Consider the following 12,762-nt stretch of genomic DNA (forward strand, 5'->3'; position numbering starts at 1 on the left):
TTCTATTAGCCCACTAGTGAAACAATTTTTTGTGCACCGTCTGCCATAGATTCTGCTGCAACAATATTTAAACCAGACTCATTTAAAATTTTCTTTCCTAGCTCTACGTTTGTACCTTCAAGACGTACAACTAAAGGCAACTCAAGACCTACCTGCTTCGTCGCTTCAATAACACCTTCTGCGATAACATCACACTTCATAATGCCACCAAAAATGTTAACGAAGATACCTTTTACATTTTTGTCAGAAAGGATAATTTTGAATGCTTCTGTAACTTTTTCAGCTGTTGCGCCGCCACCAACATCTAAGAAGTTAGCTGGGTCACCATGGTAATGTTTAATGATATCCATTGTAGCCATTGCTAAACCTGCACCATTAACCATACAACCGATATTTCCATCTAAAGGAATGTAGTTTAAGTCATATTTAGAAGCTTCAATTTCTTTTGAATCTTCTTCTTCAAGATCACGAAGTTCTAAAATATCTTTATTGCGATATAACGCATTAGAATCAAAGTTTAATTTTGCATCTAACGCCATAACTTTACCGTCACCTGTTGTAACAAGTGGATTAATCTCAGCGATAGAGCAATCTTTTTCGATAAACGCACTGTATAAGCCCATCATAAACTTCACAGCTTGTCCTACAAGTTCTTTTGGAATATTGATGTTAAACGCGATTCTACGCGCTTGGAAACCTTGTAAACCTACTGCTGGATCAATATATTCTTTAAAGATTTTTTCAGGCGTTTTTTCTGCTACTTCTTCAATTTCTGTTCCACCTTCTTCAGATGCCATTAAAACAACTTGAGAAGTTGCACGATCTAATACAAGACCTACATAATATTCTTTTTTAATATCGCAACCTTCTTCAATAAGTAAGCGCTTTACTTCCTTACCTTCAGGACCTGTTTGATGCGTCACAAGTGTAGTTCCTAAAATGCTTTCTGCATATGTACGAACTTCTTCTAAATTTTTCGCAACTTTTACACCGCCAGCTTTGCCGCGTCCACCAGCGTGAATTTGCGCTTTAACTACACATACTTCCGTTCCTAATTCTTTCGCTGCTTCTACAGCTTCTTCTACTGTAAATGCAACCTTCCCGTTCGGAACGCTAACCCCATAGCTTCTAAGGACTGCCTTACCTTGGTACTCATGGATATTCATGGTCCCATCCTCCCCTGTTTTCCTGTTTTACTCGAAAAGTTTTTTAATGTTTAAAAAACATTACATTGCCATTGTATAAGATGATTGGCACGCTGTCTACAATAAAGTGTCAGAAAACTGAAATCGCTTTATTCTTTTTCGAAAATAATAATGTTTATATACCAAAATAAAAAATAAGCTGTGAATATACAGCTTATTTTTGAATCATATCTTTAATTGGCGCGAATGATTTTCGATGTTCCTCTAATACTCCATGTACTTCAATCGCTTCTAAATGCTGTTTCGTCCCATATCCCATATGTTGTTCGAATCCATATGCAGGATACTTTCCTCCTAACTCTTTCATCATGCGGTCTCTCGTCACTTTCGCAATAATAGATGCAGCTGAAATAGAGACACTTTTCGCATCACCTTTAATGATTGATGTTTGCGGAATTGATGTAGGAAGCTTCATCGCATCGATTAATAAATATTCTGGTGTACATGATAAATTAGCAACGGCATCTAACATCGCTTGCTTCGTCGCTTGATAAATATTTATTTCATCAATAACTTGTGGTGATATAATTCCAACTCCAATCGCAATTGCATGCTCTTTAATTTCATCATAAAAACGCTCACGTTTCGCTTCACTTAATTTTTTCGAGTCATTTAATCCTGGAATATAAAAATCTTCCGGAAGGACGACAGCCGCCGTCACAACCGGTCCTGCTAACGGCCCACGCCCCACTTCATCAATACCAGCAATGTATGTGAGCCCTTTTTCACGTAACTCATTTTCGTACTTTGACATTTCTAGAAATTTTTCTCTTTCTTTTTGCGCTAACTCTTTTTGTTTATACCACTTCAAAATTAGTTTTTGAACACCTTTTCGCTCATCTTTCACTAACATTTGAAAACGCTCGTCTTCTTCATTCATAATTTCTTGCAGCAAACATTCCGCTTCATGAATAGTCATTTTTTGCATCTATTTACACTCCTTTTAAACGTAACCAAAAAGAAAAGACGTACAAACGCACGTCTTATACTTCTTCTACTTTTTCCGCATCTTCTACCTGCTCTGCAAACTCTTCTGGTGTTTCAAACGTCATTTTTCCAAATCTTCCACCACGAAGCTCACGAAGTATAAGCTCAGATGTTTTATCATAATCAATCATTCCGCCGCCCATTAAGCAACCTCTATTTTTTCCAATTGCATCAAATAACTCCACAATTTCTTCTGGAATGTCATTTAAATTATATCTCTCTTTTAAACGTTCTGGATAATGTTTTTCCATAAAACGTAACGCATAAATAGCTACATCCTGTAGATTTAATATAGAATCTTTAATTGCACCAGTCGTCGCTAAACGAAGACCAACTAATTCATCTTCAAATTTAGGCCACAAAATACCTGGTGTATCTAATAATTCCATTTCTTTCCCAACTTTAATCCACTGCTGGGCGGTTGTCACACCAGGACGATCTCCTGTTTTTGCTATATTCTTCTTCGCTAATTTATTAATTAGTGTAGATTTACCAACGTTTGGAATACCTACAATTAAAGCACGAATTGCTCTTGGTCTAATGCCTTTAGCAACCATTTTATCGAATTTTTCTTTGACAAGAACTTTACAAGCTGCTGCAATTTCTTTCATACCTTGTCCAGCTTGCGCATTAATTGAAATTGCCTTTTGACCTCTTTCATCAAAATATGCAATCCACTGCTTTGTAAGACGATCATCCGCCATATCCGCTTTATTTAAAACAACAAGCCTTGGTTTATGTGTAATAATTTCATCAATCATTGGATTACGAGAAGATAAAGGTAATCGAGCATCTACAAGCTCAATTACAACATCAATTAACTTTAATTTTTCTGTTACTTGGCGTCTAGCCTTTGCCATATGTCCTGGGAACCATTGAATTACCATGTTGCCACCTTCTTTTTCTTTTATTTCACAATACGTGCATCTTTTAACGGCCAATATAGCATATTTGCTTTACCAATCACTTGGTCCATTGAAATTGTACCAATCGAACGGCTATCTTTACTAAAACGACGATTATCGCCTAAAACAAATAATTGACCTTCTGGAACAGTTTTCTTTCCTGTCATTTCTTCAAGAGTAAAATCATATGTAAGCGGTCCGTCAGCAAGTTGTTTTTTCTGCTTATCTAAATACGGCTCCTCATAAGGTTTCCCGTTAACATATAGTTTATCATTACGGTATTCGATTTCGTCGCCTGGCAGGCCAATAATACGCTTAATATAATCTTTTTCTTCCGTCGCTCGGAATACAATAATATCAAAGCGTTTCGGATCACCTATGTGATAGCCAATTTTATTAACAATCATTCGATCACGGTCATGTAAAGTCGGCGACATCGATACACCGTCTACGAGAATTGGGGCAAAGAAAAACTGTCTAATTACGCCCGCTAATACAACAGCAATCAAAATTGCTTTGATCCATTCCCAAAGTGAGCTCTTCTCTTTCTTCATGCTTTCCCCTCCACTGTTATGTAAGCTGCTCGTATTATACCAAAATTTCATATAGATTGGAAAAAGGGAGCTTGTGTATTTACAAGCTCCCATACATGTCTTATCGAATTTCTTTAATACGTGCTTTTTTACCGCGAAGGTTACGTAAGTAGTATAACTTAGCACGACGTACTTTACCACGGCGAAGTACTTCGATGTTCGCGATTCTTGGCGTGTGAACTGGGAATGTACGCTCAACACCTACACCGTAAGAAATCTTACGAACTGTGAATGTTTCACTGATTCCGCCACCACGACGTTTAATTACAACACCTTCGAAAAGCTGAATTCTTTCACGAGTTCCCTCAACTACTTTTACGTGTACACGTAAAGTGTCTCCAGGACGGAATGAAGGAAGGTCAGTTTTCAATTGGCCTTTTGTGATTTCTGTGATTAATTGTTGCATATTAAATTCTCTCCTTTAAACAGATGCTCTTATAAAGTCTTATTAAATTACAGCGGAACATCGTTAATACGGCTACTGATTTCAGTAGCACAAATGTTATAATAGCATATTGCCAGGACTGTTGCAATAGAAAATATATCAAGCCCTTATCGGTCTTCTTTAATCTGTTCCAGCCATTTCTCTTCTTGCTTAGATAATTCTCGTTCTTCCAGTAAATCCGGTCTACGTGTGTACGTACGACGTAGCGACTCTTTATGGCGCCATTCATCAATGTTTTTATGATTTCCTGACATTAGTACATCCGGTACCTTCATACCACGAAAATCAGCAGGACGTGTATAATGTGGGTGTTCTAACAAACCTGTGCTAAAAGAGTCTTCCACTTGTGACGTTTGATTCCCAAGCACTCCTGGCAAAAGACGTACAACACTGTCAGTGACTACCATAGAAGCCAATTCTCCACCCGTTAATACGTAATCCCCAATAGAAATCTCATCTGTTACAAGATGCTCACGAATTCGTTCATCGTATCCTTCATAATGGCCACATACAAAAATAACATGCTCTTCTCCAGCAAGCTCTTCTGCCTTCTTCTGCGTGAAACGCTCTCCTTGTGGACACATTAAGACGATTCTCGGCTTACGGTCTGTTTCCTTAGTTAACTCTTCTACTGCGTCAAAGATAGGCTGTGGGGTTAATACCATACCAGCGCCCCCACCATACGGATAATCATCTACACTATTATGCTTACTAGTTGTATACTCACGAAAATTGACAACACGAAGCTCTACCGCTTCTTTTTCTTGTGCTTTCTTTAAAATTGAAGAACCAAATACACCCGTAAACATATCTGGAAACAATGTTAAAATGTCAATTTTCATTATAGTAGCCCTTCCATTACATGAATGGTTACTAATTTATTTTCAATGTTAACTTGAAGTACAACGTCATCAATATAAGGAATTAACAAATCTTGACCCTTTGGACGTTTAATCACCCAAACGTCATTCGCACCAGGAGATAGAATCTCTTTGATTGTCCCTAACGCTTCTCCTTCTTCCGTTACAACGTTGCAACCAATAATTTCATGGTAGTAGTATTCACCTTCAGCTAGTTCGCCTAACTGCTCTTCTGGTACTTTTATTAAAGAACCTTTTAACTTCTCTACTTCATCTACATTGTTGTATCCTTCAAGTGTTAATAAATCAAATGTCTTATGTTGACGATGAGAAGTTACCTTCACTGTAAGATAGTCTGTACCTTTCTCATCCCATATGTATAACGTGTTCCCTACTTTATATCGCTCTTCTGGAAAATCAGTACGAGAAATAACACGAATTTCTCCTTTTACGCCATGAGTATTTACAATTTTCCCTACATTAAACCATTTTGTCATAAATAGTATGTCACCCCTGGTTTCTATATAAATTAAGCATTTCCATTTTATATATGGAACATGCAATTTCTCTTTAAATGTTAAAAAAGGGAGAGGAAATAACTCCTCGCCCTTTTTACGTTTATTGAATTTCCAGTGTGACGTTCTCATCATTATGATGTCCCACTGAATACAAGAGCATTCTAATCGCTTTCGCAACTTTCCCTTGCTTTCCAATGACTTTTCCAACATCCTCAGGATGTACAGTTAATCGATACTTTATTTCTCCGTTGCAAAGTTCCTGTGTAACTTTTACATCTCCAGGATGATCCACAAGAGGTTTAACAATTGTCTCGACTAACATTTTCATTGTCATTGCCTCAATTACTTACCTTGTTTAGATAAGTGGAATTTCTCCATGATACCTTGGTTAGAGAAAAGGTTACGAACTGTATCAGATGGTTTAGCACCATTTCCTAACCATTTTAATGCTGCTTCTTCGTTGATCTTAACTTCCGCTGGTTGAGCAACCGGATTGTAAGTACCGATTTCCTCAATGAAACGTCCGTCACGAGGAGAACGAGAATCTGCAACAACTACACGATAGAAAGGAGTTTTTTTAGCTCCCATACGTTTTAAACGAATTTTAACTGCCATTTATAAAGCACCTCCGAATTTATTTCACACAGATAATTATATTAGCAAAAAGACTATTGCTTTGTAAAGTATTTTTTCTTAACAGAGCCATCTTTTTTCCTTACATGAATGGAAACTTCAATCCACCTAGTCCTTTTTTCTTACCTTTTTGCATTCCCGTCATCGTCTTCATCATTTTTTTCATATCATCAAATTGCTTGATTAGACGATTGATTTCTTGTACCGTTGTACCGCTACCTTTGGCAATGCGCTTTTTACGACTAGCATTGATTATTTCCGGTTGTTCTCGTTCTACTTTAGTCATAGAACGAATAATTGCCTCAATATGCCCAATTTGTTTTTCATCAACTTGTGCATTTTTCAGCCCTTTAATTTTATTTGCACCAGGAAGCATTCCTAACAATTCGTCAAGCGGTCCAAGTTGACGCACTTGTCCAAGTTGTTCTAGGAAATCGTCAAGCGTAAACGAAAGCGTACGCATTTTTTGCTCAAGTTCTTTTGCTTTCTCTTCATCAACTGTAGCTTGCGCTTTTTCAATTAATGTTAAGACGTCGCCCATCCCTAAAATACGGGATGCCATACGTTCTGGATGGAACGCTTCAATTGCATCTAGTTTTTCACCCATACCAGCAAATTTAATTGGTGTATTTGTTACAGCCTTAATAGATAATGCCGCACCACCGCGCGTATCACCATCTAATTTCGTTAATACAACACCTGTTAATCCTAACTGTTCATGGAAACTTTGTGCTACATTTACCGCGTCTTGTCCTGTCATCGCATCGACAACAAGGAAAATTTCATCCGGTTTCGCAACTTCTTTGACTTTCGCTAATTCACCCATTAGTTCTTCATCAATATGCAGGCGACCCGCTGTATCGATTAAAACGTAATCGTGATGATCTTCTTTTGCTTTCGCAATCGCTTGTTTCGCAATTTCAACCGGACTTACTTGATCTCCTAAGGAGAAAACAGGCATGTCCAATTGCTTCCCTAATGTTTCAAGCTGTTTAATCGCTGCTGGACGGTAAATATCCGCTGCAACAAGCATCGGTTTACGATTATGCTTTTTACGAAGCAAATTTGCAAGCTTACCTGTCGTCGTTGTTTTACCCGCACCTTGCAGACCAACCATCATTATAACAGTAGGTGGCTTATTAGCAACAGCAATTTTGCTTTGCTCTCCGCCCATAAGTTCTGTAAGTTCTTCCTGTACGATTTTAATTACTTGTTGTCCAGGTGTCAAACTTTTCATTACATCTTGTCCGACAGCACGCTCAGACACACGCTTTATAAAATCTTTTACTACTTTAAAGTTAACATCCGCTTCTAAAAGAGCTAGACGAACTTCTCTCATCATTTCTTTTACATCGGCTTCAGAAACTTTTCCTTTGCCGCGGATTTTTTGCATTGTCTGTTGAAGTCGGTCGGCTAATCCTTCAAATGCCATATTGCCGCCCTCCTAATCTAATTTTTCGATAGCTTCAACAACTTGTTTCATTTCTTCATTTACATGCTCTTCTTCGCTGATTAGCTGTTTTAGCTTTGCAACAAGTCGCTGTCGCTCTTGAAACTTTTGAAGTAATACTAATTTATCTTCATATTCTTCAAGCATCGCTTCAGTCCGTTTAATGTTATCATACACGGCTTGGCGACTTACATCAAATTCTTCCGCAATTTCACCAAGAGATAAATCATCTAGATAATAAAGCGACATATAACTTCTTTGTTTTTGCGTTAACAACGATTGATAAAAATCAAATAAATAGTTCATTCTCGTTGTTTTCTCGAGCATGTTGGATCATCCTTTGTTAAGTGATTTCCCTTTACATGACTTAGTTTACATGGAGTATAAAAGAGTGTCAAGTTTTTTTCTTAACATCACATATTTTTATAAAAAAAGAAGCGGAAATACCGCTTCTTTCACTTACACTTCTTCTGTTTCTACTACGTTCGCAAACAAACCATAAACATATTGTTCTGGATCAAACTGTTGCAGATCATCCATTTGCTCTCCTAGCCCAACAAATTTCACCGGAACATCCATTTCGTTACGAATCGCTAAGACGATACCACCTTTAGCAGTTCCATCTAACTTCGTTAAAACAATACCAGTAACATTCGTGGCTTCGCGGAATGTTTTCGCTTGACTTAAACCATTTTGCCCTGTTGTTGCATCAATAACAAGTAATACTTCATGAGGAGCCCCTGGTACTTCACGCTCAATTACGCGCTTCACTTTCTCTAACTCATTCATTAAGTTTACTTTATTTTGTAAGCGTCCCGCTGTATCACATAGCAATACATCCACTTTACGGGCCTTTGCCGCTTGTACAGCATCATACATAACAGCCGCTGGATCAGATCCTGACCCTTGTTTAATTACTTCTACACCAACACGATCGCCCCATACTTCTAATTGCTCAATCGCCCCAGCACGGAATGTATCTCCTGCCGCCAATAGGACAGACTTACCTTCTGATTTAAATTTATGTGCAAGCTTACCAATCGTCGTCGTTTTCCCCACACCATTCACACCAACAAATAAAACTACTGTTAATTGATCCTCTTGTATATTAACTTCATTACTAAAATCGCTGTCACCTTTGTAAATGCCCACTAGCTTTTCAGAAATAACAGCCTGTACTTCTTTCGGATCTTGAATGTTACGACGTTGCACTTCTTCTTTCAACTGATCAATTAATTCCATCACTGTCGAAACTCCGACATCCGCACTAATTAAAATTTCTTCTAATTCTTCAAAGAAATCTTCGTCTATTTTGCGGTAACGGTACACTAAGTCATTTACTTTATCAGCAAATGAATTTCTCGTTTTTTCTAATCCTTGTTTAAACTTCTCTGTTACCGTATCCGTTTGTTTTGAAATTTTTTCTTTTAATTTTTTTAAAAAGCTCATACTTCCCATCCTTCCTATCTACTTGCAACAAGTTCTTCGCCATCATCTAAACGAACAGAAACAAGCTTCGACACCCCTGATTCTTGCATTGTTACACCGTACAATACATCAGACTCTTCCATTGTACCTTTTCGGTGTGTAATTACAATAAACTGCGTTTCATCACTAAATTTCTTTAAATACTGCGCAAAACGAGCAACGTTTGCCTCATCAAGAGCTGCTTCCACTTCATCTAGAACACAGAATGGAACTGGGCGTACTTTTAAAATACCAAATAAGAGCGCAATTGCCGTTAAAGCACGCTCTCCCCCTGAAAGTAAACCTAAATTTTGTAGTTTCTTCCCTGGTGGTTGCGCTACAATATCAATACCCGTATTTAGTAAATCTTCTGGGTTTGTCATTACTAAATCCGCTCTTCCACCTCCGAATAATTCAGAGAATACAGATTGAAACTCTGTTCGAATCCCTTCGAATGTAGTAGAAAAGCGTTTTTTCATCTCTTCATCCATTTCCGTAATAAGTTGATGCAATGTCGATTTCGCTTCTTCTAGGTCATCTCTTTGCTCTAATAAGAATGTATGGCGCTCTGCTACACGTTCATACTCATCAATTGCCCCTAAATTTACTGCGCCTAACTCTTCAATGGATAGTTTAATTAGTTTCACCTTTTTACGTGCATCTTCTGCAGGCATCATCATTGTATACTTAAGTTTTGCTGCTTCAAATGAAATAGTATATGTTTCACGTAAATGTTGCAATCTATTTTCCAGCTCTACATCAAGTCGGTTAATTTTCACTTCTTGATCTTTCAGCATCTCAAGAATATATTTATGTTTACCTATTGTTGCTTTCACACCGCGCTCTAAATGCTCGACTCTTTCTTGCAATGATACGCGTTGTTCACGACGAGAACGAATTAACTCCGAAGTTTGATTACGATCATACGCTTTCTTCTCAATCATATTCGTAATTTGTTCTTCGCCACTTGAATTAGATGTCATCTCTTGCTTTAAGAACGCTAAATCTTCTTTCGTTTTTACAAGCGTCGCATCAGTCTCTTCTTTTTCCTTCGTCAATCGTTCGACTTTTTCTTTTTGATTAGACAAACGTTGTTGTTGTTCAGCAGCTTGTACTTTTAGCTCCGTCATTTCCTTCTGAACTTTTTCTTTTGAAGAATATTGTTCACTTTTTTGTTTCGTTAAAACGACGATTTTGCTATCTAATTCCCCAATCTCAGCTTGAAGAGTCGCTAAAATCTTTTCTAATTCTTCTTTGCGCCCTTGCATTTTTACTTGATCTTGTAAAAATCCTTCAATCTCTAAATCGTAAATCGATAAACGATCATTAATACGATGTTCATCTAATTCTAAACGATTAATTTCTTCTCTTAGCTTCTGTTCATCTACACGTTCGGTCTCTACACCTTGGCGTAACTCTCGTATTTGTACTTCTTTTTCTTGAATCTCTTGCTTTACTGCTTTAACAAAGTTTTCTAGCTTCGTTGTTTTTTCTTCCATGTCAGTTAGTTTTTTAGTCCACTCTTCAAGTTCACGTTGACGTCCCAATAAAGAGGATTTCGCCTGTTTTACAGCTCCACCCGTCATAGAACCACCCGGGTTCACTACGTCACCTTCGAGTGTTACAATACGATAGCGGTATTGCAGTTGTTTCGCTAACTCATTTGCTCCGCGTAAATCTTTCGCAACAACAACTGTACCTAATAAACTTGAAACTACATTCTCATATTTATTATTGTACTGCACAAGTTCTGCCGCTACACCGACAAACGATGGATGCTGATTCACAATGCGTAATTGATCAAATGATAGCGATCGGCTTTTAATAACAGCTTGAGGTAAAAACGTTGCACGGCCATGTTTATTTTGCTTTAAAAATGCAATTGCATTACGAGCATGCTCTTCTGTTTGTACTACGATATGTTGCATCGCTGCCCCAAGGGCGATTTCCATTGCGATTTCATATTCTTTCGGCACAGTCAGAAGTTCTGCAACAGCTCCCTCAATACCTTGTAGTCTATTTTCTCTAGCCTTTAATACTTCACGTACCCCTTGATAGAAGCCAGAGTAGTCCTCTTGCATCTCTTCTAACATTTCTTTCCGAGAGCGCGCCTGTTGCACAAATTGATACGCTTGATACAGTTTCGTTTCATTTTCACTATACTGTGACTTACATTTCCCAAGTGCCGTTTCTGTCTTCTGTATATTAGAAATAATGCCAGCTATTTTCTCTCTCGCTTGCTCATAACTGTCTACAAGTTTCGCCTTTTTCGCTGTAATTTCCACACGCATCTGTACATACTTTTCATTTTCTTCATCAAGTCGTTCGTTTTTAGAGTTTTGCTGTTTTGATTGTTCTTCAATCATAGATAATTCATTACGAAGACTTGCTTGTTGATTTAAAAGTTCAATATAGTCACCTTTTAAATTCTCAATTTGTTCCTCTAAATTCTCAGCAAAAGTCGCAAGTAATTGCTCGTTATCATGCAATTTCTTCTCCAATTCTTTTACTTGATTCACAAATTGCATTAAAGCTTCTGTACTTGTTTCAATTTCGCCATCATAACTTGTAGTTTTCTCTGTTAACTCAACAATTAGCTTTTCAAGCTGCGCACAATGTGTCGTTGCATTTTGCTTTCTTTCCTTTAACAGCTCGCGTTGCCCTTCTAGTTTTTCTAGTTCTTTACTAGACAGAAGTAGAACTTCTTGTAAAGAATTTACAGATTCATCAACGGCTTGTAATTGCCCGCGTAATTCCTCAAGCTCTTCTTCACTTTTTTGTAAGTTCGCCGACATTTTAGCTTCTTCATCTTTATTATGCCCAAATTGATTTCGAAGCGCTTCCCACTTTTCATGTAATTCTTCAATTTCATGTACAATAAGCGCAGCTTCTACTTTCTCTAATTCTTCTTTTTTCTCAAGATAATCTTTCGCAATAGAAGCTTGTCTTTCTAGTGGTTCTACTTGACTACTTAATTCGTGAATAATATCTTGTACACGATTTAAGTTTTCTTGTGTTTCCGCCAATTTCCCTTCAGCTTTCTTTTTACGAAGTTTATATTTCAGCACACCCGCAGCTTCTTCAAATACACCACGACGTTCTTCTGATTTACTACTCAAAATCTCTTCGACTTTCCCCTGGCTAATAATCGAAAAAGCTTCCCTTCCCATACCAGAGTCCATAAATAAATCAATAATATCTTTTAATCTACAAGATTGTTTATTAATATAAAAATCACTATCACCCGAACGAGATACACGACGCGTTACACACACCTCGTTATACTCAATCGGTAAGCGTTGGTCTTCATTATTTAAAGTTAATGTAACTTCAGCAACATTAACCGCTCTTCTCGTATCACTGCCGGCAAAAATAATATCCTCCATCTTTGCACCGCGTAATGACTTTGCAGATTGTTCACCAAGTACCCAGCGAATTGCATCAGTAATATTACTTTTCCCGCTCCCGTTAGGTCCTACTACAGAAGTTACACCTGGAACAAAATCGACAGATACACGCTCAGCAAAAGACTTAAATCCTGCTATTTCTAATCTTTTTAAAAACACGAAAGGCCTTCCTCCTATTCTCCGTTGTTGTAAACGTTGTCTGTACGAAAACAAACTACTATACGGATTTCCCACTCCTTTTATTTATAAATAAAAGGAAAGTTTCATTCTATGCATAAGGAACCCCCCTTAT

13 protein-coding genes are annotated in these 12,762 nt (G+C 37.6%); all 13 read right to left on the reverse strand.

The window, feature by feature from the left end; translation table 11 throughout:
• Positions 1-5: 5 nt before the first annotated feature.
• Positions 6-1,166 carry an ADP-forming succinate--CoA ligase subunit beta gene (gene sucC, locus MHH59_RS19190; protein WP_002014529.1) on the reverse strand — a complete coding sequence of 387 codons (1,161 nt, stop codon included), beginning with the start codon at positions 1,164-1,166 and terminating at the stop codon, positions 6-8.
• A 193-nt stretch (positions 1,167-1,359) separates the two neighbouring features.
• A complete protein-coding gene (locus MHH59_RS19195; protein ID WP_002014527.1) occupies positions 1,360-2,133 on the reverse strand; it encodes a ribonuclease HII in 774 nt (257 codons plus the stop codon).
• A gap of 55 nt (positions 2,134-2,188) precedes the next feature.
• Entirely contained in the window at positions 2,189-3,079 is an 891-nt protein-coding gene (ylqF, locus tag MHH59_RS19200) for a ribosome biogenesis GTPase YlqF (RefSeq protein WP_002128821.1), read from the reverse strand.
• 20 nt (positions 3,080-3,099) lie between these two features.
• Positions 3,100-3,651 (reverse strand): signal peptidase I, encoded by a 552-nt coding sequence (lepB, locus tag MHH59_RS19205; protein WP_002066791.1) that lies wholly within the window; start codon positions 3,649-3,651, stop codon positions 3,100-3,102.
• A gap of 100 nt (positions 3,652-3,751) precedes the next feature.
• The gene (rplS, locus tag MHH59_RS19210; protein ID WP_002014524.1) at positions 3,752-4,096 is read right to left on the reverse strand and encodes a 50S ribosomal protein L19; all 345 of its coding nucleotides are present in this window, start codon (positions 4,094-4,096) and stop codon (positions 3,752-3,754) included.
• Positions 4,097-4,242: 146 nt separating this feature from the next.
• On the reverse strand, positions 4,243-4,977 hold the full coding sequence (gene trmD, locus MHH59_RS19215) for a tRNA (guanosine(37)-N1)-methyltransferase TrmD (protein WP_002014522.1): 735 nt from the start codon (positions 4,975-4,977) through the stop codon (positions 4,243-4,245).
• Positions 4,977-5,492, reverse strand: coding sequence for a ribosome maturation factor RimM (rimM, locus tag MHH59_RS19220; RefSeq protein WP_002014521.1), 516 nt, complete (start codon positions 5,490-5,492; stop codon positions 4,977-4,979). Before rimM ends, trmD begins: the two co-directional genes overlap by 1 nt.
• Before the next feature lie 121 nt (positions 5,493-5,613).
• The gene (locus MHH59_RS19225; RefSeq protein ID WP_002088196.1) at positions 5,614-5,841 is read right to left on the reverse strand and encodes a KH domain-containing protein; all 228 of its coding nucleotides are present in this window, start codon (positions 5,839-5,841) and stop codon (positions 5,614-5,616) included.
• Positions 5,842-5,855: 14 nt separating this feature from the next.
• Positions 5,856-6,128 carry a 30S ribosomal protein S16 gene (gene rpsP / locus MHH59_RS19230; protein WP_000268750.1) on the reverse strand — a complete coding sequence of 91 codons (273 nt, stop codon included), beginning with the start codon at positions 6,126-6,128 and terminating at the stop codon, positions 5,856-5,858.
• Positions 6,129-6,228: 100 nt separating this feature from the next.
• Positions 6,229-7,578, reverse strand: a complete 1,350-nt coding sequence (ffh, locus tag MHH59_RS19235; RefSeq protein WP_002014519.1) for a signal recognition particle protein — start codon at positions 7,576-7,578, stop codon at positions 6,229-6,231.
• Between the two features lie 12 nt (positions 7,579-7,590).
• A complete protein-coding gene (locus MHH59_RS19240) occupies positions 7,591-7,923 on the reverse strand; it encodes a putative DNA-binding protein (protein ID WP_000891061.1) in 333 nt (110 codons plus the stop codon).
• Between the two features lie 132 nt (positions 7,924-8,055).
• Positions 8,056-9,045 (reverse strand): signal recognition particle-docking protein FtsY, encoded by a 990-nt coding sequence (gene ftsY, locus MHH59_RS19245; RefSeq protein ID WP_002088200.1) that lies wholly within the window; start codon positions 9,043-9,045, stop codon positions 8,056-8,058.
• Between the two features lie 14 nt (positions 9,046-9,059).
• On the reverse strand, positions 9,060-12,629 hold the full coding sequence (smc, locus tag MHH59_RS19250; RefSeq protein ID WP_201056863.1) for a chromosome segregation protein SMC: 3,570 nt from the start codon (positions 12,627-12,629) through the stop codon (positions 9,060-9,062).
• Between the last annotated feature and the right edge of the window lie 133 nt (positions 12,630-12,762).

The organism is Bacillus sp. FSL E2-0195, from assembly GCF_038003645.1.
GTDB classification, from domain to species: domain Bacteria; phylum Bacillota; class Bacilli; order Bacillales; family Bacillaceae_G; genus Bacillus_A; species Bacillus_A mycoides.

What these genes read in the sequence shown, in the direction of transcription:
- sucC (WP_002014529.1), bottom strand. Translation starts at nt 1,166, where the DNA reads ATGAATATCCATGAGTACCAAGGTAAGGCAGTCCTTAGAAGCTATGGG.
- MHH59_RS19195 (WP_002014527.1), bottom strand. Translation starts at nt 2,133, where the DNA reads ATGCAAAAAATGACTATTCATGAAGCGGAATGTTTGCTGCAAGAAATT.
- ylqF (WP_002128821.1), bottom strand. Translation starts at nt 3,079, where the DNA reads ATGGTAATTCAATGGTTCCCAGGACATATGGCAAAGGCTAGACGCCAA.
- lepB (WP_002066791.1), bottom strand. Translation starts at nt 3,651, where the DNA reads ATGAAGAAAGAGAAGAGCTCACTTTGGGAATGGATCAAAGCAATTTTG.
- rplS (WP_002014524.1), bottom strand. Translation starts at nt 4,096, where the DNA reads ATGCAACAATTAATCACAGAAATCACAAAAGGCCAATTGAAAACTGAC.
- trmD (WP_002014522.1), bottom strand. Translation starts at nt 4,977, where the DNA reads ATGAAAATTGACATTTTAACATTGTTTCCAGATATGTTTACGGGTGTA.
- rimM (WP_002014521.1), bottom strand. Translation starts at nt 5,492, where the DNA reads ATGACAAAATGGTTTAATGTAGGGAAAATTGTAAATACTCATGGCGTA.
- MHH59_RS19225 (WP_002088196.1), bottom strand. Translation starts at nt 5,841, where the DNA reads ATGAAAATGTTAGTCGAGACAATTGTTAAACCTCTTGTGGATCATCCT.
- rpsP (WP_000268750.1), bottom strand. Translation starts at nt 6,128, where the DNA reads ATGGCAGTTAAAATTCGTTTAAAACGTATGGGAGCTAAAAAAACTCCT.
- ffh (WP_002014519.1), bottom strand. Translation starts at nt 7,578, where the DNA reads ATGGCATTTGAAGGATTAGCCGACCGACTTCAACAGACAATGCAAAAA.
- MHH59_RS19240 (WP_000891061.1), bottom strand. Translation starts at nt 7,923, where the DNA reads ATGCTCGAGAAAACAACGAGAATGAACTATTTATTTGATTTTTATCAA.
- ftsY (WP_002088200.1), bottom strand. Translation starts at nt 9,045, where the DNA reads ATGAGCTTTTTAAAAAAATTAAAAGAAAAAATTTCAAAACAAACGGAT.